Source organism: Christiangramia sp. OXR-203 (assembly GCF_034372165.1).
Lineage (GTDB): Bacteria > Bacteroidota > Bacteroidia > Flavobacteriales > Flavobacteriaceae > Christiangramia.
In genome coordinates, this window is sequence record NZ_CP139698.1 from 1,419,320 (window position 1) to 1,445,897 (window position 26,578).

At 36.3% G+C, this 26,578-nt stretch carries 18 protein-coding genes; 5 read left to right on the forward strand and 13 right to left on the reverse strand.

Annotated elements, in window-relative coordinates; all coding sequences use genetic code 11:
- Positions 1-5: 5 nt before the first annotated feature.
- The 4 genes from T8I65_RS06415 to T8I65_RS06430 form a co-directional block, all read right to left on the reverse strand.
- Positions 6-593: a hypothetical protein gene (locus T8I65_RS06415; protein ID WP_322302574.1), complete on the reverse strand. Its 588-nt coding sequence runs from the start codon at positions 591-593 to the stop codon at positions 6-8.
- On the reverse strand, positions 594-2,513 hold the full coding sequence (locus T8I65_RS06420; RefSeq protein WP_322302575.1) for a DUF4365 domain-containing protein: 1,920 nt from the start codon (positions 2,511-2,513) through the stop codon (positions 594-596).
- Positions 2,514-5,756 (reverse strand): Eco57I restriction-modification methylase domain-containing protein, encoded by a 3,243-nt coding sequence (locus T8I65_RS06425; RefSeq protein ID WP_322302576.1) that lies wholly within the window; start codon positions 5,754-5,756, stop codon positions 2,514-2,516. It abuts the gene before it with no gap.
- 139 nt (positions 5,757-5,895) lie between these two features.
- On the reverse strand, positions 5,896-6,306 hold the full coding sequence (locus T8I65_RS06430; RefSeq protein WP_322302577.1) for a hypothetical protein: 411 nt from the start codon (positions 6,304-6,306) through the stop codon (positions 5,896-5,898).
- 110 nt (positions 6,307-6,416) lie between these two features.
- On the opposite strand from T8I65_RS06430, the gene T8I65_RS06435 reads away from it, so the two are divergent.
- The 4 genes from T8I65_RS06435 (at position 6,417) to T8I65_RS06450 (ending at position 9,036) form a co-directional block, all read left to right on the forward strand.
- Positions 6,417-6,596 (forward strand): hypothetical protein, encoded by a 180-nt coding sequence (locus T8I65_RS06435; protein WP_219552130.1) that lies wholly within the window; start codon positions 6,417-6,419, stop codon positions 6,594-6,596.
- Between the two features lie 81 nt (positions 6,597-6,677).
- Positions 6,678-7,460 carry a sigma-70 family RNA polymerase sigma factor gene (locus tag T8I65_RS06440; RefSeq protein WP_322302578.1) on the forward strand — a complete coding sequence of 261 codons (783 nt, stop codon included), beginning with the start codon at positions 6,678-6,680 and terminating at the stop codon, positions 7,458-7,460.
- A gap of 1 nt (position 7,461) precedes the next feature.
- Positions 7,462-8,559, forward strand: coding sequence for a transposase (locus tag T8I65_RS06445; RefSeq protein ID WP_322302579.1), 1,098 nt, complete (start codon positions 7,462-7,464; stop codon positions 8,557-8,559).
- Between the two features lie 174 nt (positions 8,560-8,733).
- Positions 8,734-9,036 (forward strand): hypothetical protein, encoded by a 303-nt coding sequence (locus T8I65_RS06450; RefSeq protein WP_322302580.1) that lies wholly within the window; start codon positions 8,734-8,736, stop codon positions 9,034-9,036.
- A gap of 155 nt (positions 9,037-9,191) precedes the next feature.
- Here T8I65_RS06450 and T8I65_RS06455 read toward each other — a convergent pair whose 3' ends face one another.
- Positions 9,192-10,319 carry a hypothetical protein gene (locus T8I65_RS06455; protein WP_322302581.1) on the reverse strand — a complete coding sequence of 376 codons (1,128 nt, stop codon included), beginning with the start codon at positions 10,317-10,319 and terminating at the stop codon, positions 9,192-9,194.
- Between the two features lie 59 nt (positions 10,320-10,378).
- On the opposite strand from T8I65_RS06455, the gene T8I65_RS06460 reads away from it, so the two are divergent.
- Positions 10,379-11,410: a hypothetical protein gene (locus tag T8I65_RS06460; RefSeq protein ID WP_322302582.1), complete on the forward strand. Its 1,032-nt coding sequence runs from the start codon at positions 10,379-10,381 to the stop codon at positions 11,408-11,410.
- 203 nt (positions 11,411-11,613) lie between these two features.
- On the opposite strand, the gene T8I65_RS06465 is transcribed toward T8I65_RS06460, so the two are convergent.
- From T8I65_RS06465 to T8I65_RS06500, 8 genes are read right to left on the reverse strand one after another with little or no spacing between them, the layout of a single operon-like run.
- Entirely contained in the window at positions 11,614-13,032 is a 1,419-nt protein-coding gene (locus T8I65_RS06465) for a TolC family protein (protein ID WP_322302583.1), read from the reverse strand.
- A gap of 10 nt (positions 13,033-13,042) precedes the next feature.
- Positions 13,043-13,708, reverse strand: a complete 666-nt coding sequence (locus T8I65_RS06470) for an ABC transporter ATP-binding protein (RefSeq protein WP_322302584.1) — start codon at positions 13,706-13,708, stop codon at positions 13,043-13,045.
- An 11-nt stretch (positions 13,709-13,719) separates the two neighbouring features.
- Entirely contained in the window at positions 13,720-16,104 is a 2,385-nt protein-coding gene (locus tag T8I65_RS06475; protein WP_322302585.1) for an ABC transporter permease, read from the reverse strand.
- A gap of 19 nt (positions 16,105-16,123) precedes the next feature.
- On the reverse strand, positions 16,124-16,888 hold the full coding sequence (locus T8I65_RS06480) for a head GIN domain-containing protein (RefSeq protein WP_298247317.1): 765 nt from the start codon (positions 16,886-16,888) through the stop codon (positions 16,124-16,126).
- Between the two features lie 11 nt (positions 16,889-16,899).
- Positions 16,900-19,311, reverse strand: a complete 2,412-nt coding sequence (locus tag T8I65_RS06485; protein ID WP_322302586.1) for an ABC transporter permease — start codon at positions 19,309-19,311, stop codon at positions 16,900-16,902.
- A gap of 18 nt (positions 19,312-19,329) precedes the next feature.
- Positions 19,330-21,717: an ABC transporter permease gene (locus T8I65_RS06490; protein ID WP_322302587.1), complete on the reverse strand. Its 2,388-nt coding sequence runs from the start codon at positions 21,715-21,717 to the stop codon at positions 19,330-19,332.
- A 2-nt stretch (positions 21,718-21,719) separates the two neighbouring features.
- Positions 21,720-24,137: an FtsX-like permease family protein gene (locus T8I65_RS06495; RefSeq protein WP_322302588.1), complete on the reverse strand. Its 2,418-nt coding sequence runs from the start codon at positions 24,135-24,137 to the stop codon at positions 21,720-21,722.
- Positions 24,138-24,139: 2 nt separating this feature from the next.
- Positions 24,140-26,560 (reverse strand): ABC transporter permease, encoded by a 2,421-nt coding sequence (locus tag T8I65_RS06500; RefSeq protein ID WP_322302589.1) that lies wholly within the window; start codon positions 26,558-26,560, stop codon positions 24,140-24,142.
- Positions 26,561-26,578: the final 18 nt, after the last annotated feature.

Consider the following 26,578-nt stretch of genomic DNA (forward strand, 5'->3'; position numbering starts at 1 on the left):
ATCAATCAATGAGTTTTAAATCTGTTGTAATAATGCAATTTTAACTGTACTGCGGTATATACTTCAAACAGGTAGAGTTCTGTTGAGCCTTTAATAGGTAGCAGCGAGACCTGACATTCTTCTCTTAATATTTTTTTGAAAGGTCCTGAAAACTTATCAAAGTCAAGTTCTTTTCTGGTGCCTGAGTGCTCAATACCTTCTATTTCATTGTGAAATTCTTTACCCATTGTATAACTTAAAGAAGATGAGAAATGATTTGATCCCTTTATATGTTGATGAATACGTTTTACAACACCACGTGAAATACCTGTGTAAAATGGCTCATCATTTAGCCAAAACAAATAAATCCCTTTGAAATCTTCATCTTGCTTTAATTGAGGAATTAAGGTTTTTAAGAATTTTCGAGATGTCGCATTCCCAACTCCTTCTTTGCCGAAGTTTTCATAAATACTTATAACTCTTGACTTGTCAGTAAGCTTAGCCAGCATTGGAGAGAAATTTTCTGTTATTTCATCAAATCCCCGAGTTTCATCAGGTAAGAAATTTGATGGCCAGTGATCTTTTAGTTTTATTTTTGCACTTTTACTCTCCATCTATTTAGATAACTTGATTATTTTTGGTTTTTCTCCATCCCAGAATCTCATTTCAAATGGATATTCTTTAGGATCCCGAATAATATTTTCTACCATAGAGATAAATTCTTCTCCTTTAAAGTCTTTGTAATCTTCTAAATTAATAAGACGATCTAAAGCTTTCAAAAAGTCATTGCGACAGTAGAAAAATCCTGTATTTACTATATCGTATAGGAGATTTTTTTCCATTTCTTCATACGTGCATAAAATACTAACAAATGCCCAAATTGTTGAATTGTTTTTAATAAGAATCGCTTGAAAAAGAATGCTTAAAAAATAGCCTTGTGGATTAACATTCTTTAAATAATATTCTGTCATCAAATACCAAGCTGTTGGATAAATAGCATCTAAAAATAATACTTCGAAGATTTTGTCGAACTGCCTTAGTTCACTTTCAATTAATCCTGTAAGCTTCTCATTTGCTGCAAATTCTTTTCGTTCTTGATGTTCAATACCGATAACATTTATTAAGAAGTGTAGTAACGTGAACTTAATATTAAATTCATATTTATCGTGTTTTTTGTCTTCAGCAAGACTATCATTTGCCGTGAGAAATTTGTCAAAATATTCAAAAGCTAATTTATAATCCCCAGAATACATCAACGCATCTCCGTAAGTGCCTAAAAGAAAAATATTTTCTTTTTCTAATGGTATAGCTTCCTTGTATAACGATGCGCTACATTTATACCTCCTAATTTGAAATAATAAACCAGCTAATTCCCTTTTAAAATAAAAACGATCCAAATAAGAACTATCTGTTTTGATAGCTTTATTATAGTAATGGAGAGCTTTGTCCAAAATGTAATGGGATTTATAATAACTACCATAATTATAATATGCCGTACTTAAAAAGCTTTGATTATTATGCTTTATACAAAGTAAAATTAATCTGTTGTAAAATTCTTCAATCTTTGGTCTGTCTATAAAATTATTATTGCCTAAAAAGACAATTGCTTGTAAAAAGCTTTGATTTATCAAATCATCTGACAAATAAATCGAATCAATTATTTTGGGTAGAAAAATATTGTCGGTATCACAAGCTATTAATTCGGGTAGGATATATGTTAGAATTGGACTGTGCATTAAAAAACTATCCAATAAATTGTATTCACTTATTAGTTGTTTTAAATCTTTCCGTTTTCCGGTATTAGCTAAAAAAAGAACTAAGGCTTTATGCAAAACATCTAAAAGAAAATCTTCATCAATATTTTCTAATTTTTCATCCCAGCCTATCGAACTACCAAAAGCTGATTTTAAATTTAAAACCAATTGTCCTTCTAACAGATTTATTTCAAGAGATGCTTTTGATTTGTCCCTTGATAAATTTATCAATAAATGCCTCTCTCCAATCGCAGCGGATAGAATTCTTTTAAACTTGATAGGTCCAGAAAGGTGATTTATAAAACCTACTACAGGAAAGCTAAATGATTTACTGGTGTAATGAGATAAAGTTTCTAAATCATGATGAATTTTATCTGAACTATCAGTATTCCAGCACTGTGCATCATTAAATTTTAAAGTATAGGATTTATTCTTTGAGTTGGATGATAAGAATGCATAACGTTTAATCCAGTCAAAGTAGTATTGGTTGTCATCAGCGTTATATCTGAATATAGCTACTGGTAAATCATAATTAGCCAGTTGCCTGATCTTTTTGATAGGCATATTAATTGACTTTTTTGCTGATATTGATTTACTGTCTGTTGCTTTTAATTGTATCCAAAAAACTAATCCTGTAGGTTGTTCATTATCATCAAATATCTCCACCTCAATATCAATACCGTAATCTTTTCCCTTCTCCCTTATTACCCATTGATCTGGAAAGATATTTCTTAATTGGTGAACACTTTTCTCTTCTAAAATATGGGTTTTGCTTCTCATTCAACTATTTTCAACAATTACAATTTCTTCATCTGAAAGCCCATATAGCTCATAAACTTTTGAGTCAATCTCTTTTTCTATTTGAGCTATTTGTTTCTGAAGGTCTAAAGCTTTTCTCTTGTTTTCTTCAAAAAGTTCCATCCATTCAAATTCATCTTTTTTGTTAAGCGTAGCAATAGGTTCGAGATTGTCCTTTACTCTTAATTTATTGGTGGCTTTTATTGCTTTGTTAAGTTCTTCCATGAAAGTTGCAAAATCTAAATCATACCAACTTTCTAGTTTGCGTTGAAGTCTGTGAAATTGTAGAGTACCTTTAATATAATTCTGAAATCTATGATCTAAATTTTGAAGATCATTCACGTCCTTTATTATCTTACCTGTTGCATTATTAAAGTATTCTTCATTTTGAAATTCTGGTATAGGTATTTGCTCGAAATATTGTGGCTTTACCTCAATATATCCACCGCTTCTAACAACACAGATGGATTTAAGAAACTCCCAAACTATTTTAGAATTAAGCACACATAATAGGGTTCTATTGTCAGAAGGAAGAAATACCGCAGGTGCATTAACGTAAGTTCCTTCGGTATCTAAACAAAATTTATTTGAATTTTGGAGGTTAGGAAAGATGATCTTGGGTTGCTCGAATAATTCATAATAAGCACAATTCCTCAATTCCCACCAATAATCGCCTTGATCATAACGTTTTTTAGCACGTTCCATAAAAGGCATCAAATGTGAAAATATTTCGGCATTATCAGTTGATACCCCTTTTAACCTTTCGTCTTCGGTTTCTAAGTTTGAATATTCTTCGTTAGTCGATTTACTTTCAAATAAAATTAGGTTTTGTGTAGCATCTTGAGTTTTCCATTTTTTTATCTCTTTTCCTTCAAAAATCGGTTTGATATGTTCTTCATTGTTGAAATCATCTTGTACAATAAACGCATCATTCAGTCCTGTAATTAAACCCCGATATGATTTTCCAAATCTTTCTTTAATAGTATTTAGAGTAGATAATTTTTTGAATAATTTGGATTTTTCAACAGATAAAAAAGACCAAGAATTGGGTTCAAGGGTTTCTTGTAACACACTTATACTATCGTGTACTTCAATATTAATAACGTTGCTTTGTGATGATTTGGGGATTTTTATGTATTTGAATTTATTGTTATTTGGATCATATTTATCAAGGATTATTATTACCGGATAGGTGGTTGCTCCATCAAATATTTGTACTTCTGTAAAATCTATATATTCTTTAAACCGTGTTTCGTTATTCAAATAATCTCGCAATACTTTACCAGCAGTTGTCTTGTCAAATGTATTAGATATATAACCCATCAAACCTTTCTCATTAATAAGGTTTGACCCCAACTCGTAGAAGTAGGCGAATAAATCGCTTGAGGGATGAAATACTTTATAGTTCTTTTCAAAATAGCTGATAAAATCCGTCAAAAGCTCTGCACGCACGTAGGGTGGATTCCCAATCACCACATCAAAACCACCATCGGCAAAGACCTCGGGAAATTCATTTTCCCATTTAAATGCTTTATGACCAGCCATATTTTTACTATCAATAAGGCTATTGCCACATTTGATATTGCTGCTTAAATCATTTAATTTTCTTCGTGGTTGTGCGGTACGTAGCCAAAGCGAGAGTTTGGCGATCTCTACACTTTCCTGATTAAGGTCAACGCCATAAATATTCTTTTCTAAGATGGTGTTTTCAATATCTGGAAACTGCAAACCACCACCTAGAATTTTGGTTTTCAACTCATCAATATAGTTATGTTCTTTAATTAGGAAATCAAGTGCCTGGTTTAAAAATGCTCCAGAACCGCAAGCGGGATCACAAATTGTCAACTGCAAAAGCCAATCACGATAGCTGTCCAGAGTTTCCAAAAGCTGTTTTTTGGTATTTTGATGTGTGCCTTTTTTGACTTCAAAATAATCTGCCTCTTTAAAACCTAGCTCTATCTTCTTTTCCTCACAAAGTTTGCCAACAGTATTTTCTACGATGTATTTGGTAATATACTTTGGTGTGTAAAAAACTCCATCTTTTTTGCGCTTACTGGTCTGTTTGTCAAATTCACCGCCTTCAATCTCTGCGTTTACACTTTCAATTTCGTTAAGGGAGTTCTCAAAAATATGTCCTAGGATATTTACATCTACTTGGCTTTCAAAATCATAATTGGACAATTTGATGGTGTATTTGTACAATAAATCATTATCAATTTCAAGGGCATCTAGTATAGTATCGGGTTTAAACAAGCCGCCATTATAAGCGTAAATTTCTGCGCGTTTTTGTGTTCCTATGCGCCCAATGTCCAGAAAATTAAAATATTGCTTAAAAAGGCCATATAAAGGGCGTTCATCGCCAAAATCCCAATCGTCCTTCCATTTGTTTAATATTTGAAGTGTAGAATTAGAGGGTAGTAGCATTCTGTCTTCTGCAAAAAAGATAAACAGGAAGCGGTCTATAAGTTTTTGGGACTTTTGAAAAAGAGTGAGCTTTACATTCTTTTCAAGACGCTGAATATCCTCTAGATCATCTGTACGCTCGGTTTCACTTAATTTTGCCTTTACAGTTTTTGCATTATTCCGTACCAGGTCTCTATAGATTTCACGCTTAAATATGGAATAATCTTTGTAAAATGCCTTTGTAATTTCTTCTTCTTCTGCAATAGATGCTTCCTTAATTTTAAGTGGTACATTATTATGTACTTTATTAATATGTAAGCATAGATAGAGCAGGGCAAACCGGCTTTTCGAAAGCGTAAACAAATCGAATTCTTCAAATTCGGTTGCATCATTGATATAAAAACGTAGCTTTTCAAAGTTTGAGGTTATTACATACACACAACCTTTTTGATTGGCTTTATAATCAAAGGCTTGACGACGGATGCTCTCTAAATCCTTTGTGTTAGTGCCTTTTAATTCAATAACACCTATTGCCACATCATCCTTCAAAATAGCACCGTCCGCTTTTCGTGCGTTTCTTTCGTTTTTGAACTCGGTTGTTAAATTTGAGTTGGGATTTGGAAATAGGGTATAACCTAAAATATTAACGAACAACTCATTTAGAAAAGTTGCTTGGTATTGTTCCTCTTTAGCACTTTTTATATTTTCTTGAATAGTTGTGTTCCAGAAGTATTTTTGATATTTCTTATATGCTTTGTCAACTATTTTTTCATCAAGCAAAGCGAGATGTGATTTTAGAACTGATGCTTGGAATAATGCCATTAAATGCTATAGGGGTTACTGATTTATCAAAAATAAGAAAAGTAACTCGGCATTAACATTTTATTTATACACAGGACATCAACATCTTCATGGGGATACAAAAAAAATTATTGGGATTTCAATTTTTTAAGGTATAATCTTAGTTATTTGAAGTGCTCTCGAGTTCGGTAATACGTTTTTGAAGTATCGATTTTGTCTCTTTTAACGAGTCATTGGCGTCTTCTAAGGCGTTATTAGCTTTTTCCAATGCATCTAATTGATTTTGAAGATTCACTAATTTTTCGCGTAGGACTTCTGGATCAGTTTCTTTAATGATGGAAGCGGCGGAATCCTTTTGTAGCATTGGACCAGTACCAGTTAAAATCCATTCAGCACTATATCGGGGATAATTATCAACCAAAGCCAATAACCACTTTGCCTGAATATCCGTGCCTTTATTTATAGCTCGAGATAGTACACCTTTACTAGCACCAATGGTCTTTTCCAAATTGGTAATACTAATCCCTTCATTTTGGGCAATATCTATAAAAACTTGTAAAATATTCCTCATACAGAAGATAATTATCTTCAAAAAGTTAGTTTAGTTGAAAATTATCAACTATATTTGGTTTTGTTCCCAACAGCGGAACAATTCACTGAACAGGCAAACTTACGTAATTTATGAAGAAAACTTATAACACGGGAGTAGTAAAAGCCCTTGCTTGTAAATATAAAGTGACTCCTCGTTACATAAGATATTGTCTTAGCGGTGATAGAACTCCGGTATATGCAGATGAATTAATTGCAGAATATCATAAAATGTTAGAACAAGTAGAAAAGGCATTGAAGTTCGGGAAATAGGTTTCTAGAATTTTTAAAAAAAACAGAAATTCACTTCAGGTACACATTGTCTAAAATCATTAAATAAACAAGAAAGTTCTTATGTCAATTGATTATCATGAATTACTATCAACAGGGTACCCTTGTGCTTTCGAAAAAATTCATGCCAGGTATAGCCATATGGTTTTCTGGCTTGGGAAAGGAATTATCAGCGATGATTTCGTGGTAGAATCTTTAGTGCAGGATACCTTTTTAAAGTTATGGGCCAACCGGGCTAAGATTAAATCAGAAAAACATCTCTTTTTCTTTTTAAGAATGGTGATGAAACGGGAATGTTATACCTATTATACTAGTCCTAAGCATAAGTTTTTTAGAAAAATTAATGCTTTAGAAAGTTATGAAAACTATCAGGATTACTTAGCCGGCTATGATCCAAAAGATGATGTTCAAGTCCGACAAGAACAAGAAGCTCAACAGGAAGCCTTTGAACAAATTACAAAAGTTTTACCGCTACTAAAACCAGAAAGAAAACGCCTGATAGAACTTTGTTTAAAATACGGATTTAAGTATAAATCTATTGCCAGGGTCATGGGTACCAGCATAACCGATATCAGTAACGAGGTGAAGAGGGCTATTGAAGATATTAAAGTAATCATCAAACAGGGAAGTCAACTTGAAACAATATCTAAACCTACTAAAGCTATCAAAGGCCAGGAAATGTCCGAAGAGCAGGAAAAGGTTTTGGAATTACGCCTGATACAAAAGTTTTCCTTTTCTGCCATTGCTGATGAGCTTAAGCTTTCCCAGGAAGAAGTTCATAAGGAATTTATAGCCGCATATAAGTATATGCAGGTGAAACGTGAGGAACAATTAGAATCGGCTTAAGATGGAAAAGACAACGATGAAACTCACTCGAAAGATACAGCTACTCGTGGATCTACCGACGAAAGAGGAGAGGAGGGAAGCACTGGACAAACTATACCAGTGGCAGAACCGTAGTTTTAAAGCCGCTAATCTTATCGTGTCACATTTATATGTGCAGGAGATGATCCAAGAGTTCTTTTATTTATCCGATAGGGTGAAGTATAAACTGGCAGACGAGAAAAAAGATGAAGATGGCATTTTGAATCGTTCCCGGATGAATTCTACCTACCGTGTGATATCTGATCGGTACAAAGGAGAGATCCCTACCAATATATTAGGTAACCTAAATAAAGCTTTAATTAGCACTTTCAATAAAAATAAGCAGAAGTACTGGAAAGGTGAAGCTTCATTGATGAATTTCAAAAGAGATCTGGCTTTTCCGTTTGATATGGAAGGCATTAGAGGATTAACCTATAACGAAGAGAAAAAAGCATTCTGTTTTCGTTTATTTTCAATCCCTATGAAAACCTACTTAGGAAAAGATTACACAGATAAACGTAGACTGCTAGAGCGGTTAGTAGCAGGCGAAACTAAGCTCTGTGCCTCGCAGATTCAACTGAAAGATAATAAGACCTATTTACTGGCGGTCTTTGAAATTGAAAAGGAAAAGCATCCTCTAAAACCTGAAGTTATAGCCCAGGCTTCTTTATCCCTTGAACACCCTATTGTAGTTAAAACAGGTAAGGTAAAACTTAGCATTGGTAGTAGGGACGAATTTTTATATCGAAGGTTAGCAATTCAGGCGGCACGAAAAAGGGCAGAGGTAGGAGCTACTTTTTCCAGATCAGGACAAGGAAGTAAGAGAAAAACAAAAGCAGTACAAAGATTCCATGAAAAGGAAAAGAATTATGTAAGTAATCGCCTCCACGTATATAGCCGGAAATTGATAGATTTCTGTGTGAAACACCAGGCAGGAACACTAATTTTAATAAACCAGGAAGATAAGATAGGCATTGCCAAAGAGGAGGAATTTGTCCTTAGAAATTGGAGTTATTATGAGCTGACCACTAAAATAAAATACAAGGCAGAAAAAGCCGGCATTGAACTTATTATAGATTAAGTTTTTGGTTTTGAGGGTGCTTGTACACCCGTAAGGTGAGGTTTGTTATAACACTCACTAAATGCGAATAGCATATACAACGGCGTGGGCTTTCTTATTTTTTTTGGTCATAGTATATGGGAATTCTGTTAGGTTTTCGAATTTGAAAGTAGGTAGAAAGAGAATCATGTATATTTGAAAAAACTCATAAAAAACTACATCGTGGGATTAAATGCCTTAATATCTTTGGATTTAAAGAATAACTCAGCCGAAACAAAAGAATTTTTTGAACAGGAAATGGTCAAGAAAGAATGGTCAAAAATTAGGGAGGTAAAAGATACCTGGGTATCCAGTTTTAATGAAGATGTCCATAGAGATCAAGCCCTAAATGTAATTCAGGAGGATATCAAAAGTATATTGGAAAAGTTAGAAATGGACAAAATAAGTTTAGCAGTTCAATTAGCTACGGAAGACATCGTGTTTGGGGAATTCAACTAAAATTTGTAATAAGTAATATACCGAATATTTTTTAAAAATTATTTGCATGAAGATCTGCTTCTTCATGCGGGCTGAGAACGTTTTTCACGTAAAAACTTTTGGCAATAGAGCTAGAATACACTAGTTATAGGTTGAAATAGGTATATTCCAAATAATCACTTCCATAATTTGAGAAGCTTGAATGGATCAATATCTGAAAAGAGCTCATCATCGGTCTGAATAAGAGGATCCAGCCAATCGACTTTTTGAAATCCAAAGTGCAATAATTCTATGTTCTCTTTGGTTAGCTGATCGTCTTTTTCTAATTGAGCTTCATATTCATAAAGAAATTTTCTTAACTTATTTGCCTCATTCCATAGCTCTGATTTCTGTCTTAGATCTTGTAATAGGTTAATCTCATTATCAATTAATATCTGTCTTTCTTTTTCTAAACGTTCTTTCTCCTTTTCCTCCTCCTCTCGTTTCTTACTTTCAATTTCCCGTTGTCTTTCTGCTTCAGCTTCAATCTCCAACCATGCTATTATTGCAGATAATTTATTTTCAAGTTTGATGGTTTTAGCATCGTTCCAGGTTTTACTATAATAATATTCACCGGTATTTATGGCTAGCATGCCGGTAGGTTCCGATTTATATTCTTCACCATATTTGCCAGGAATTTTGATTCTTTTATTCTTTTCCGAAATACTGATCTCTATTTCAATTCCGTATAATTTTACGAAAGAATTATACCTTCCGAAGGTCAATTCATGACCCCTGGCATTGAGGTTTTTCAGTAATACATTAAATAATAATAAAGCTCTGCTCAATTGTTTTTTAGAAATATAGCAGCGAATTGGTCCTGGATAATATCTTGCATAGTAATCAAGATCCTCTGGGACTTTAACATCTTTATTATACCATTTTTTGGTGTGTATTAAAACTGGATCTAACATGTTTGACAGTTTTTCTGGAATGGAGAAATTTGTTCGGGAATCAGCTTCTATTTCCAAAATTTTTTGATCCATTTCAGTGAGATCTCCAAAATCCCTATGATCACCTTCCGGTCGGAGGTATAGCTCAATGTTTGTTTCATTATCTATGGAATTAAGCCGTGGCTTTTCAATCTCCTTTCCATATTTCTTTTTCGACCAGTAACCGTTAGGAGGTAATGGTATTTCATTTCGTTCACATATCCTTTTAAAACTGGCATACGAAACCATATATTTTTCAGTGAAATAGGTTCGTGGATGTTCCCATATCGCGGAAAATAGCTCCTTCCTCGTGAGTTTAATCTTTTTATGCATGGCTAGATAATCAGAATGAAAATTTACTATTTTCACCACTTTAAAACCTAACGCTGAACATGTTAAAATTTTCAAGATTTCACCTTTTACTTATCCTTAGTTTAATCCTTGTGTCCTGTTCTAAAGATTCCGAACCCAATGATGAAACACTGCAACCTGAAGAACAGGTAATAGAGGATAAGTTTCAATATATTGCTCTAAGAAATGATGGCAAACTTTTTACTATTGGAGATCAAAGTGGTGTAGTGGAGCCGGCAGGAAGTATACCGAACTTGGAGTTTAATACTATATTCAATGCGGTAACCTCTTCTTCAGAAAATACTTATATCTACGAATCATGGTTTGATCCACCACAGCCAAGATTATTTATCCGTAATCGGCGGACCGAAAATAGTGAAATGGTAAGATTGGAATTTCCGGAAGAGTTCGGAAATATTCCCGGCTTTATGTCCTTGGATTGGGATGAAACTCAAAATAGTCTGATAGGGATCATTAGACATGAATTTGATAGTCCTTCAACAGATAAGCCTGTAAAAATTGCCAGAATAGATCCTGATACGTATGAGATACAGGTTTTAGAAAATCTAGATTTAAATACACTGGGTTATCAAAATGTATTCTCCTCCCAATTGATCGATCAGAAAATATATGTTAGCGCATCGAAGAATTCCCGAATAAGCGATGCGGATCTTTTGGAAGTTGATCTTTCCAATAAAACCATCAAGGTTTTATCCCAGGACAGTATAGAGACAGGTCTCGTGAATCTGGCTGCTATACCAAATACTAATAAATTACTTGGTTTTGCTCCTCAGCTAAATACAGGTTATGCGGGTGCGGTAAAACCATATATCTATGATATAACCACGGAAGAGTTAATTTTAATTGATGCTGTACCTCGAATTTCCGGGCTACATTTCGCGAATAAGACATTTGTAAATGATGATTCGAAGGAGTTAATTGCGTTAATTGCAAGGGAAGGTCATGGCCTTTTTAAGTATGACTACCAAACAGGAGAATTCGAGATAATACCTGTTAAGAATCCAGAGGATCTTTCATCGATGGTTGCTATTATTGATGTTATCAAGTTATAGGATAATTATAGAAAATTGAATTTTTTAATAATCAATTATAATTTAATAGCTGCAGCAAGCAGGAAATTTTAATTAATGTACATAGGTGAGTTTAAGGCCCCATCTCTACCGTAACTAACCTTGAGCATAGGGCGCATTTATGATATCTACTCAAATCAAAGAAAATAGCTACTAAAACGAGTAGGGGATAAGGAATAGAACAATTAACTGGAAAAATTGGCACCTCGATAATAATCCAGAATTTTAACCCGGATTAAAAACTCATACTTGGTATTCGCCAGATTAATCCTCGAGCGATCGAGGTTGTTTTTGCTAATGATATATTCCACAAGATTGGAGACTCCATTCTCAAAACGGATTTCATTTACTCGATAAGATTCCTCGTAAGACGCGACCTGTTCTTGTAAAACGAAGTAGTTATCATATGCTGCCTGCATGGCATTATAGGCTTGCTTAATGGCCTGCTCATATTGATTTTTAGTGTCTTCCAGCTCTAGCTCCGTATCTTTAAGTTGAATCTTTTTTAGAGACACCTCTCTTTTAGCCCTGAAACCGTTGAAAACGGGAATATTAATACTTACTCCGGCAACCGAACTGAGGTTGTTGTTTAATTGATCGATATATGGAATATCCTGTTGCGAAAACTGGCTCTGGTTTGATTGTACCGCGTAATTGATTCCATCTACATTTATAAATTGACCGGTTTCAACTATCTGTGTACCGGTTTCGTTGAGCAGGCTGGCCAGGCTGGAATAATTAGTATTTAGCTGTGCAAACAGGGAAACTTCAGGCAAATACAGGGATCTTGCTACGGCAACGTCTTCTGTCGCTCCATCCAGTCGCAATTGTCTTGCTCTAAAAACCTGCAGGTTGTCCAAGGATTCTGAATAAACTTCTTCCGCAGTAAGATCGTATGCTGTAATTTGAGGTAATACCTGCAAATCTTTAATGCTAATTTCAGCATCGGTATTTAGCAATTGAGCAAGTTCCAGTTTAGATTGTTTCAACTGATTCTCAGCTGCGATAACGGCAGACATGTCATTACTTATCTGTCCTCGTATATCTGGATAGTTCGCCGGATTACCTTCGCCCTGTTCATTCAGCGTTTGAACACGATCGGTTTGCTGTTTTGTACTTTCAAGCCTTAGTTTAGCTAGTTCCAGTAGATCACGGTTATTAAGAATCTGAAAATAAGCCAGGGTAACGTCAAGAATCAATTGTTGCTTATCGGATTCTTTTTCGGCTTCAGCGGCTTTCATATTATAACGATCCCGTTGAATACTGTTTCTTAGTTCAAAACCATTAAAAATCCGGGCATTTAATCGCAAACCGGCATTACTAAAACTAAACTGCTGGTCAATCACATCGTTTGTGTAAGGATCTATACTCCGCCCTTTATTTACAGCATAACTGTAACTTCCGTTAATAGTTGGTAGCACCTGGGACTTCGTTGCACGAAAATTGAGTTTTTCGGTTTCAGACCGCAAATTGGATCTTTGGAAATTGATGTTATAATCGATGGCCAGTTTAATACATTCTTCCAACGATAATTCGTTTTCTGAAGAATTCTGTGCAGTTAAAACGTTTGTGATGATAAGAAATAGAATGATGAATTTTTTCAAAATAATGGTTTTATAGTTTTGTGGCGCTTCCGTCTAAAAGATGAATAGTTCGTGAACCATATTCGGCATTGCTTTCAGAATGAGTCGCCTGGATGATGGTGACGCCTTCCTGGTTTAATTCATTGAAAAGCTGCATGATTTCGTCGCTTTGTTTGGAGTTGAGATTTCCTGTAGGTTCGTCGGCAAGAATTAATTTAGGTTTAATGATTAGTGCACGAGCAATACCCACAAGTTGCTGCTGCCCGCCGCTTAACTGATGCGGGAAAAGATCCTTTTTACCAACAATGTTGAAGCGATCCAGCATATCTGCGACCAAAGCTTTTCTTTCTGAACTTTTTACATTTTTATAGAGTAGGGGAGTTTCAATGTTTTCATATACGGTTAGATCGTCCAGCAAATGATACGCCTGGAAGATAAACCCGATATTCTCGTTGAAGATCTCTGTCCTTTTTTTCGGTTTAAGCTGATGGATCGCTTCGTCTTCAAAATAATATTCACCTTCCTGAAATTCATCCAGCATAGCAATGATATTCAGCAAAGTAGATTTACCAGAACCTGAAGGTCCCATGATAGAGAGAAATTCTCCCTGTTCGACAATCAGACTTAGATCGTTCAGTAGAAAAATTCTTTTTCCACCAGATTTTACCCATTTATAAAGGTGATTTAATTTAAGCATTAGTATATTTTTTAATCGTTTTTTAAAGAATTAACAGGATTAGAAATCGCTGCTTTAAGGGCTTGGAAACTTACCGTTGTAATTGCTATCAGTAGTGCGACCAGCCCGGCATATAGAAAGATTTGCCAATTGATCTCGATGCGGTACACAAATTCCTGAAGCCATTTATATGCAAGCCAATATGCCAGCGGGAAAGCGATAATGAGTGCAATGAATACTAGTTTCACAAAATCTTTGGAAAGCAGTCCAATAATACCAGTAACGCTGGCACCTAATATTTTTCGAATTCCAATTTCCTTAGTACGTTGTTCCGCCATAAATGCGGCAAGTCCAAAAAGTCCCAGGCAGGCTACAAAAATTGCAAGTCCGGCAAAGATGATTGCAACGGTCGCCGTGCGACGATCCCTGGCATACATCTGTTCTACATTCTTATCCAGAAAGGTATAATCGAATGCAGAAGAAGGTATTACTTCCGTAAATTTACTTTGGAATTTATCCAGCGTAACCGGCAATTCATCACTTTCAAACCGAACCAGCATATACTGAAGGGGCTCAAAACCATTATTAAAAGCATAACCACCAATTGGAGAACGTAGAGATGAAAAATTGAAATCATCTACTACCCCAATAACGTAGGCATTAGGCCCCAGTTGGGCAATTAGATTCTTACCAATGGCTTCTTGTGGTTCTATTCCAAGGAATTCCACTGCTTTCTTATTGAGTACGACATCTACTATTGAATCGCCTTCCTGTTTAGTTGCCGGTAAATCTTTTCCAGCTAGAAGTTCCAGTTGAAGTGTTTCCACAATTCCACCCGTGGTACGATTAGTTTGCAGAGACATCGCTTCGTCTGAATTCATATTTCTATAAAGCGCCCGGCCGCTAACGCTGATTCCCGGAAAACCCTGGGCCATAGTCGTAGACGAAACTTCAGGCAGACTTTCAAATTCATCAAGTAGGGTTTGCTTTTCATTTTCAGAATTTACAGCAGCGATTGAGATCGCCACGGTATTATCAGGATTGTATCCAAGATTTTTATTCCTCATAAACTCCAGCTGATTATAAATCACTATCGCACTGATGATCAATATCACAGAGGCGGAAAATTGAACCACCACGAGTCCTTTTCTTAGGACCGCTGTAAAACTATTTTTATTGGTGCCAGACCTGATCACTTCCATCGGGGAAAATTTAGAAAGGTGAAATGCAGGGAACGATCCCGCGATGAGCGTGGTGATCAACCAGATTGCGATGAGGGCGATGACAAATTCAGGAGACCATAGAAATTTAGTGGAAAGATCTACGCCAACGATACTTTCAAAAAAAGGAATCGCCAAAACAGTAAAAATCAAAGCAAGAAATATAGACAGCAGAGTGACAAAACTTGTCTCAGTAAAGAATCGTAAGATCAATATTTTGCTGGATGCACCAAGCGTTTTATTGATCCCTACGTCTTTAGTACTTTTTTGTGATCTCGCCGTGGCAAGATTCATATAATTAATACAGGCGATCAATAAAATTAAAATAGCCAGTAAGCTGAAATTTCGAACTTCCTCAATACTTCCCGTTTTTGAGGAGAAAGCACTTTTAATATTTGCAGAGTAGAGGTGCATTTTCTCTAATGGTTGCAGCGATAAGGTATACCATTGGTGTTCTTTTTCCACATTAGCATCAACAAGTTGTTGCATTTTTTTGGTAACCTCTGTACGGTTTGCTTGGTCGTTCAGTAGAAAATAAGTTTCAAAACTGGCATTTCCCCAGGTAGGATCATTATAAAAACCTACAGAATTAAACGAAGCGATCATATTACCATCCAGGCTGGAATTTTCCGGAAAGTCCATATAGACCCCGGTGATCTCCATTTTTTTCTTATTGTCTATACCAATCGTCTGGCCAAGGGGATTCGTATTTCCAAAATACTTTTCAGCGGTAGATTTAGAAATAACAATGGTATTAGGTCTTACCAATGCACTTTTTGAATTTCCGTAGATAAATTCAGGTTGAAAAATATCCAGGAACTCCGCATCTGCATAATATAATTTTTGCTCGGTGAATTGCTGATTGTTGGCTTCAATAGACGCGGTTTTTCCGAAATCATGATCCCATAATCTGGCAGATTTCTGTATTTCCGGAATTTCATTAGCAGCAGCGGGCTTTAGTGCAGCGGGCACTGTTGCCCAAACTTCATTATCTCGCTCCTGCGAGGTATTGAAGATCACCCGGTAGATCCGGTCTTTTTGGGCATACATCGTATTAAAACTTCGCTCCTGCAATACGAACAGGAACAGTAAGATGGTTATGGTTAATCCAATCGAAAGACCAAGAATATTGATGAAAGAGAATGTTTTATCGGCTTTGATTCTTCGCCAGGATATTTTGATGAAATTTTTAAGCATAGATGATTTTATAAAAGATTTAATCGATTTTCTGAACCACGGTTTCTCCTATTTTGAGTCCGTTATTCACTTTCGCATCGCCTTTGTACTGAATTCGGGCTTCTCCGAAAGCTGAAACCTTCAGTTTCTCAGAAACATTTACCACAATATGATTGTTGCCATACGCTGCGATTTTGGTTTCGGAAGATGGAAGATCAATTGCATTTACTTCGCTTTTTCCGTAGCATCGATAGCGCTGAAAATCAACATTACCAGCTTTTACTTCCAGGTAACTTTCTCCATAAATGGCTACTTTAAAATCATCTGCAGTAATACTTTCAAAATATACTTTTGGAGAGCCGTAAATATCAAGGTCAAAATCTTCTACGCTGATGGCATCTTCAAAATTGATCACTTCTTCACTACGAATTTCCGCAGCTTCCAGTTTTTTATAATAGACGGTGATGTGAACCTCCGTACCATTATAAATAGAACGATCCATTTCACGACCGTTTATCTTCACTTCCTCTTCTTTGGCAACGATCTTTGCGTCTTCCAGGTAAATATGAAGTTCTTTACCATCTACCTCAATATTGATCTTTTCGCGTTCTACTTTTGTATTCTGAATAATTACCGATTCGGTATCAGCTTGTTTGAAATCCACTTTTATATATGGACTTATAGTGACTTCTGAAAAACTGGAAACTTCCACAGTTTCAGATTGAGCATTAGATAGACCGAAATTTAAAAGGGCTAGAATTATTGGGATGAGCATTTTGTTCTGAGTTAAGATTGATTTTTTCATAGTTGTTATTTTTATTCGGTTTTCAAACTTTTTATTGGATTGGCACTGGCAGCTTTAAAACTTTTAATTCCGATGGTTAAAAAAGCGATTCCCATAGTGATCAATGCTGCCAGCAGGAATAACTCCCATTGAATGTCTATTCGGTAAGCGAAATCCTGTAACCACTTATTCATCAGGTAATAACTAAGGGGAAAAGCGATGACAAATGAAATACCCACCAGTTTTATAAAATCTTTAGATAGCAAGGCTACAATTTGTGTTGCTGAAGAACCCAGTACTTTCCTTATTCCTATTTCTTTAAATCGTTGTTCTGCTGTAAACGTCACGAGTCCGAATAAGCCTAAACAGGCCACAATAATGGTTAGAACTGCAAAAAGGCTAAGAAGGGTTCCCATTTTACGTTCTTTGACATAGGTATAGTTATAAGCATCATCCAGTACACTGTAGTCCAGTGCTTCTTTGGGATTGAATTGATTCCATGCAGTATCCAGGTTCTCAATAATCCCGGACATATTTGCTGTCTTAGACCTAATAATAATTCCGCCGTAAGGATTGTTTTTCAAAATAAGCGGTTCTATTTCCTGGTGGAGAGATTTCCAGTTGAAATTTTTAATCACCCCAATAACCGTGATGTCTCGAAGACCTTCATCAGTGTCCCGTTGAAACGTTTTTCCCACGGCATCTTTCCCGAACCCAAGGATCTCTGCGGCTATTTCATTGATGATTACCTTATTATTTTCATTTCCAAAATCATCAGAAAAATTTCGACCCTGCAACAATTCCATCCCCATGGTTGGAATGTAGTTCTCGTCTATATTATAAAAATACATGCGGCGAAGAAATTCACTATTCTGGAAAATTCCGCCAACCTCGTTATCACTTTTACCGGTTGGAACAAATGCAGAATGCGTAACACTGGCTACTCGCGGATTATTTTCAATTTCCTGTATGAAATTATCTTCATTGTTCTTTAGGAGGTAGGTATTTCGAACTACAAGTAGCTGATCTTTTTCATATCCCAGGTCCTTATTCTGAATATAATTCATCTGTTTTCTAACCACCAAAGTCGCGACTATGAGTCCTGCGGAAATCACAAACTGGAAGATTACCAGGCCACTGCGTATACCAGAACGTTGGCCATTTCCTGAAAATTTAGCTTTTAGGGCATTCAACGGATTAAACGAGGAAAGGTAGAATGCCGGATAACTACCCGCTAGAAGAGTGATAAGTAGGATCAATCCGAAAAGATATAACAAGTAAACAGGTTTTAGAACAGAGGTGAATTCTATAGCTTTACCCGCCAGCTGATTGAAAAATGGAAGCGTAAACGCGAAAAAAGCAATAGCCAGCACAGTGGCGACCAAGGTGGAAATAAACGCTTCTGCCAGAAACTGATAAATCAATTGATTTTTATTAGAACCAAGTACTTTTCGTATTCCAACTTCTTTAGATCTTTTAGAAGCTGAAGCGGTAGCTAGATTCATAAAATTTATACAAGCAATCACTAGCATAAAAAGGGCAATAGCGCTAAAAATATAGATGTACTTGATATCTCCGCCTTGTTCCAACGTGGTGGAATCAGAAAAATCTGAATGTAAATGTATATCTGTTAATGGCTGGAGAAAAAGTCCAATGCTATTGTCTTTTTGAAATTCGTCATAAGACATTCCGATGGCATCCATCATTTGCGGACCCATATATTTCTTATTGATCGCGGGAAGCTTGGTTTCGACTTCACTAATAGCGACTCCTTCTTTAAGAACCAGATAGGTAAAAAAATCAGATTCCATCCAGCTGGTTTTCCTGGCTTGGGCATATCCTAATGTAGAAACAAACAGATCAAAATGAAAATGCGAATTATCTGGAATATCCTGCATGACCGCAGAGATAGTTAGTTGTTCCTCTCGGTTAGTGACGGTAATTGTTTTTCCGATAGGATCTGCATTTCCGAAGATGTTTTCCGCCAGGGTTTCAGATATAACTACGGTATTCGGCTTATTTAGAGGGTTGTCTTTTTTTCCGTTAGTGATAGGAAGTGTGAAAACATCAAAAAAGTTAGGATCTACATAACCTAAATTGCTTTGCCCGTAGTAAGATCCGTTATACTCGAGCCTGTTATTATAAGATTTTGCAAGACGCGTAGCATTAACTACTTCCGGAAGATCATTTTTCAGTATTTGTGCCACCGGGGCCATCACTACTGCTTCTTTCATCTCTTCGCCATTCACATTGGCATTAAAAACAACCCTAACAATCCTGTCAGCTTTTTCATTGTACTGGTCAAAGCTTAATTCATCAGAAACATATAGTATAATCATGATCACCGATGCTATTCCCACTGCAAGGCCAACTATATTGACCATGGATGTGCCTATGTTCTTTTGGATATTTCTCCAACCAGTTTTTAAATAGTTTTTAATCATGATGAATAGTGTTGATGATTATTCAGTTCTTAAACTTTTTACCGGGTTTTTCATTGCGGTTTTTATAGTTTTCATACTTACCGTTAAGACCGCTATTCCAAAAATAGAGCCTGCTGCCACTATAAAAATCCACAGGCTTAGCTCGGTTTTATAGGCGAAATTCTCAAGCCATCTATCCATTGCGTACCAACCTAGAGGAATAGCAATAAGGATGGCCAGTATTAGTAGCATCATAAAATCTTTGGTAATAAGAGCCACTATACTTGAGACCTTAGCGCCCAGAACTTTCCGAATTCCAATTTCTTTATCCCTTTGTTTAATCGTAAAAGCAGTAAGGGCAAATAACCCCATCACGGAAATCAGCACTGCAATAATTCCAAAGAAATTCAGGATTTTTTGAAGTCTGAAATAAGAGATAAATAATTGCTGAAAATTGCTGTCCAGGAATGTATATCGAATAGGAAATTGTGGTTCTATAGATTTCCATTTGGTGGAAATAGCAGCAACCGTAGCCTGGACTTTATCTGAATTTAATTTCAGTAAAATCGCTCCGCCAGATTGATACATACAGGCTTTATTTTCGATAGTATACACCATTGGCTTAATTGCAGATTCAAATCCGTGCACATTAATGTCTTTAACGATCCCCACTATTTTCACATCACCTTCATCGCATCCGCCAAATGAGATCGTTTTTCCCAAAGGATTCCCTACACCCAATTTTCTTGCAGCAGTTTCATTAATAACTGCACTGCGCGTGTTTTGGTCGGCATAACTATCATTAAAATATCTGCCGTTTATCAAAGGCACTTCTAAAGCTTCGAAATATTCAGTACTCACTTTCACCGATCCCATGCGTACTTCTTCTCCTCTAAATTGAAAATTGTAGGTAGAGGAATCTGCAATTTTATCTCCTGGAACCGTGGTAGTTTTCACAACATTGCTCACTCCGGGAATAGCTAATAATTCTTCTCTGGTTTTCTGAAATCCCTGTTCCCGGGTTGCCTGTGTGGTTTCAATACGCAATATCTGGTCTTCGGAGAAGCCTTTATCAGCATGTTGCATATAATCAAGCTGCTTATTTACACCTAGAATTGCCACAATAAAAAAAGCGGTTACTACAAATTGAAATACCAGCAAGACATTCCGAAGCCCTGTCCGTTTATTTCCGCCAGAAAAATTATCTTTTAGAACATTGATGATATTGAATCTTGAAAGATAAAAGGAAGGGTAAATCCCCGAGAGCAGTATGATCACTATTAAACAGATTCCTATTTGACCTAAAAGCACCCAGGAATTTTGCTGCCAGAAATTAAGCTGAAGGTTGAGAGCGTTATTTACATAGGGTAGGAATAACAAAATTAATACCGCTGCAATCACAAAGCTTATCATGCATTGCAGTGCAGTTTCTACCATGAACTGAAAAACCAGACTTCTTTTCCCTGACCCCAGTACTTTTCTTACTCCAACTTCTTTGGCGCGGCCAATAGATTTCGCGACGTTGAGATTGCTGAAGTTGACAGCACCTGCAAGGAGTAGTAAGACGGCAAGTATAAAAAGTATCGATAGCGTTTCAATATTGCTTGTACCGTATTTGGAAAAATTCTGAATATCGGGTACGGCGTCCGTAAACAGTGTGAATCTATCTCCTGTCTCTAAATAAGCTTTATTTAAATCTTCGTCTTTTTTTATTCTCTCTTCAAAATATATACGATTAAGATCTTCTTCCAACTGCGTAGAAGCTATGTTCTGGTTTACTTTGATATAGGTCTCATAGGAATGATTATTCCAGAAAAAATTCTGTTTCTCATAAGGATCCCGCATGATTAAATGAACCTGGCGGTGTGAAGGTGTCTTTGGTAATTGAATAATTCCCGTGACCACTCCCTCCATGGCATCAAAAACTTTGACGGTTTGTCCCATAGGATTGGTTTCACCAAAAAGAGTGGTAGCTAGTTCCTTACTTAGAATGACTGAATTTGGAGCATTTAGCGCAGTACTTCTATCACCCTGGAGAAGTTGATAAGGGAATACCTTTAAAAAAAGAGAGTCTGCAGAGGCAAAGCCTTGATGATAAATACGTTTACCATTTCCATTAATCAGCACTTCGTATTCACCAGCTCCCTGCATAGAGGTGGACGCCTCGATCTTTGGATACTTTTCGCCTAGAAATGAAGCTAATGGTGCAGGAGTTTGATTTTGTACATCACCATCATTTTCCATGCTCACGCGGTAGACATTTTCCAGTTCTGGTGACCAGGTGTCATAGCTTAGCTCATAATTCAGGTACAAAAGCACGATTATAAAACTGGCCAAACCAGCAGATAAACCTGCGATATTTATCAAGGTATACGATTTCGTATTCCATAAACTTCTCCACGCTATTTTGAAATGATTTTTAATCATGATTATTCAGTTCTTAATGATTTAACCGGGTTCTGCATAGCCGCACGAATAGTTCTAAAACTAATTGTCAATATGGCGATAATGAGTGCAATAATTCCAGCTGCAGCAAAGATCCATAGGCTCAAATTCATTCGGTAGGGATAATTCTGAAGCCACTCGTTGCTAAAATACCATGCAATTGGAGTTGCAATCAAAAAAGCAACGACAACTAGTTTTAAGAAATCTGTAGTTAGCAAAACAGTGATTTTTCCAACACTAGCACCTACAACTTTACGAATACCTATTTCTTTTCTTCTTTGGGAAACAACAAGTAACGATATAGCGAAAAGTCCCACACAGCTAAGAATGATGGCGATTATAGACCCAGCAGTAATCATGGTAGTCATGTTGCGCTCTTTCTCTAGGGTACGGTCAATATTTTCATCTAAGAAGGAACCTAGAAATTCAGCATTAGGTTCAATTATATTCCAAGCAGTTTTTACTTCATTAAATGAATCTGATAAATTGTTGGGCGATACTTTTACATATGCATACCGTAAATTCCAATTTGGATTTAAGAAAATAGTAAGTGGTTCTACTTCCTTATCCAAGGATTGGAAATTAAAGTCTTTAATTATTCCAATTACTGAATACTGCCGGTCTTCCATGATACCAAGACGTGCCGTCAAAGGCTCCTTTTCATCTAACTCTTTGGCCATAGCTTCATTAATGAGCACAGAGAGACTGTCTGACGCTCTTGCATTATCAAAGCTTCTTCCCTGCATTATTTCCAGATCTACAGTTTTTGAATAATCTTTATCTACTATTAAAATGTTAGTTTTTACCACACGTCCTTTATGTTCAAAACCTGTTACACTGGTGGTAGTAGAACGGTCCTTTCCTATTCCGAGGATATTATTACTTGCTGAAACACTAATTACTTCAGGTTTATTCTGGAGTTCATTTCGCAGTAGTTGCATAGCCTGAAAGTCTTCTCGTTTTCCGTTTAGTGGAAAAGCGATGACCTGTTCTTTATTGAAACCTAGATCTTTGTTTCTCATAAACTCAAGCTGATTCCATAGCACCAGCGTCCCACTAATAAGAAGAATTGCTATACTAAACTGGACTACTATAAGAGCATTTCGCAACCTGTTACCTCCATTTACCTGAATCTTTCCTTTTAAAGCTTTTAGAGTGCCAATTTTACTCAAGAGAAGTGCAGGATACCCGCCAGCGATTAAAGTAATTATAACTAGGGTAACTATAAACCCGATAATATTCGTCAAACTAACAATATCAGAAAAAGTAGCTTTGGTGTTAAATAAAGTCTGAAATGGCTTTAGTAGTAGATTGGATACGAACAACCCAATTATCAGTGCACTCAGAAATATAAGTATACTTTCTCCCCAAAATTGAAAGAATAGTTGACTTTTATTAGCACCGAGAGTTTTACGCATTCCTATTTCACGTAGACGCCGTGAACTTTTAGCAATGTTCATATTGATAAAATTAACGCTAGCGATAAATAGGATTAAGAATGCTATCGACAAGATCAGATATGGATAGATTCTACTGGGTACAGCCATCCCGTTTTCTATCTTTACGAAATTTAGGTCCTTTACAGATAAGAGTCTTTGCTGAATATACTGACCGTCTTGGTTAGGCTTTGCACCATCTCTCTTGGCATTAGTAATATCATTTTGGTAATGTAGATTTGTAAAATCCTGGGTAGCGTTTTCGAATTGATGAGGAGAGATTCCTTTTTCCAGCTGCAGATAAACTTCGTGGTTGGAATTATCCCAACTTCCAACATTTCTTTCATAAGCATGGTACGGTTGACTTTGAAAATTAAGTGCGATATCGAAAGAGATATTACTTTCTACAGGAACATCTTCCATTATTGTAGTTACTGTGAAAGGAACTTCCTTTTCATCAATAAAAATATTGACCAATTTACCTAATGCTTCCTTTGTTCCGAAAAGTGTTTTCGCAGCTTTTTCAGAAAGAGCAATCTCTGATTTTCCAGAAACCGGATTTTGATCACCTTTAATAATTGGAAAGGTGAATATGGAAAAGAATTCAGGATCCACAAAGGCAGATTGTAAATGCACCTGGTTTTCACCGATACTAGCTAAAACACTGCCACCATTAAAGCGAGTTATACTTTTAACTCCCGGAACTTCATCTTGCAATGCTTTTGCGAAGGGTAGAGGTTGTGCGATTCCTGGCTGTGGCCCCTTTGGGGTATACTCTGTGCGATAAACCTGATAAATAGTATCCGCATTTTCGTGGAATTTGTTATAAGAAAGTTCAAAAAGTGCATATACTGTTAGAAGAATGGCTACTCCGAAAGCAACGGATAGGCCAAATAAATTCAGGAATGTATAGGTCTTCTCTTTCCAGAGACTGCGCCATGCGATTATAAAATAATTTTTTATCATAACTATTCTGTTCTCATATTCTTAATTGGATTGGAAACTGCAGCTTTTATTGCCTGGGAACCTACCGTAAGAAGCGTTAATAGTAAAGCCACGGTTCCAGCTATAACGAATACATACCATTCTATACTTATTCGGTTTGGAAAATCTTCTAACCAGTTAGACATTAAGAAATAGGCGAGAGGCGAAGCAATTAGAAATGCAATCAACACTAAACCGATAAAATCTTTGGTGAGCAGTTGCACTATATTTCTCACATTTGCCCCAAGAACTTTTCTGATCCCGATTTCTTTTTTCTTTTGTTCAGCTACAAAGGAAACGAGGCCGAATAGTCCAAGACAACTAATTAGAATTGCTAGTGCGGTAAATACAACAGAAATTGTCGCCAATTTTTTTTCTTCAGCATATAACTTCTCTACTTCTTTATCTACAAAATTGTATATAAATGGCGTGTTAGGATTTATGCTTTCCCAGGAACGTTTTAGGTTTGCGAGGAGTGTTTCAAAATCTTCAGTATCTGTACGTAAAATAATCCAGCCAGGTTGGGTTTCGTTATATAGTAACAATGGCTCAATGGCATCTTTCAAAGTTCCAAATCGATAATCTTCGGTAACACCAATAATTTCGTACGAATCGGACTCATCGCCATTAGTGTCTACAAGTCTGGATCCAACCGCTTTATCAAGAGGAATTCCAAAAGCATCAAGGGTTGTCTGATTAACCAATATCTGATTTCCATCGTTCGTGTTCAATCCTCGACCAACCAGCAGTTTGGTTTTAACAGTTTCAAGGTAATTTGGGCTTACGCCGTGATAGTGAACCAACGTGCGATCTTTAAGACTACCACCTGGAAGCGTCATACCCATATCTCCCATAATAAACTCAGTGGGATAATAATTGGATCCCGCAACATTCCCGATACCACTGATGGATTCAAAACTTTCCTTTATTGCCTTAAACCTTCTCGAAACAGTTTCTGTTCCCAAACGCATAGCGATAAGGTTTTCTTTACTAAAACCCATGTCCAGTTTCTGGGAATATTTCACCTGCTGAGTGATAATAATAACGGAGCTTATTAGTCCTATCGAAATTACGAACTGGAACACCACTAGCGCTTTTCGAAGGTCACCATTGCCTAGATTCAGATTCACTGATGATTTTAAAACTTTGATGGGTTTAATACCTGATAATATAAAAGCAGGATAAATTCCGGCTATAAGCCCTGTTAGAATTCCTAGCAGTAAGAGAGCAATCAGGATTTTCCAGTCGAACAAAGCGGTGAAACTGATATTACCCTCAGTGATTGTGTTCACAAAAGGCAATACCATTGAAGTGAATGGGATACTAATTAAGGATGCAAATAACGAGAGTAATAGCGATTCCCCTAAAAATTGCTTTATTAAGGAACTTTTGTCAGCTCCAATAACCTTTCGTACCCCAATCTCTCGGGCCCTTTTACCTGCACGCGCTGTACTCAAATTAATAAAATTGATACAGGCAACTAGCTGAATAAATAGCGCCAGAAGAAGTAGAACGTATAAAAAGTTAATATCAGAAACAGGGCTAAGCTGATTGCTTATATCTTTTGAGTATAAATGAATATCAGTAATATTCTGAAGATTGAGCGATTTATGAAAACCAACCATCGCAAAATCCTTTGCGCCATGTCTTTGCAGGAATTCTGAAAATTTTCTCTCTAGATTTTCAGGACTTGCTCCCGGCTTCAATTTCACATAGCTCATGGCAAAATTTTCTGTAGCGAAATTTTGTACATTTCTAACGTGCTGCCCGAGTCCGCCAGAATTCATTGTAAGAATATAATTTGGTCGAAGATGTGAATTACCAAAATCTTCCCTAAATACCCCGGTTACCACCAGTCGCTGTTCCTCATCGCCACTTCCTAATATGAGGGTTTTATTTAAAGCTCCTTCATCTCCGAAAAATTTTCGGGATAATGATTCTGAAAGTACAACCGTATTTGGCGCGGTAAGCGAAGCTTTAGATGTGCCTTCCACAAACGGATAATCGAAAATTTTAAAGAATGTAGAATCAGCTAAATAACCCCGGTTCTCATAAAAAGATTCACCAGATTCAGGATTCCGAAGCAGACCTGCATTGCCTGAGCCAAAATATACCACCCTGGTAGCTTCGGAGACCTCTGGAAAATCCTCTTTCATCGCGAATGCGATGGGTGGTGAAGTTCCAGCAGAGAGTTTACCTTCATTATGTTCTTTTATAGATGTATTAATTCGGTAAATAGAGGAGGAATCGGAAAATTGTTGGTCATATCCAAATTGAGCAAAAACGTAAACCAGAATGCTTAGGCAGCAAACAGTTCCAACTGTCAAACCCAGTAGATTTATAATAGTCTGCAATTTGTTTTTCTGAAGACTTCTCAACGCTATTTTTAGATAATTCTTTATCATGATGGACTTTTAGTGATA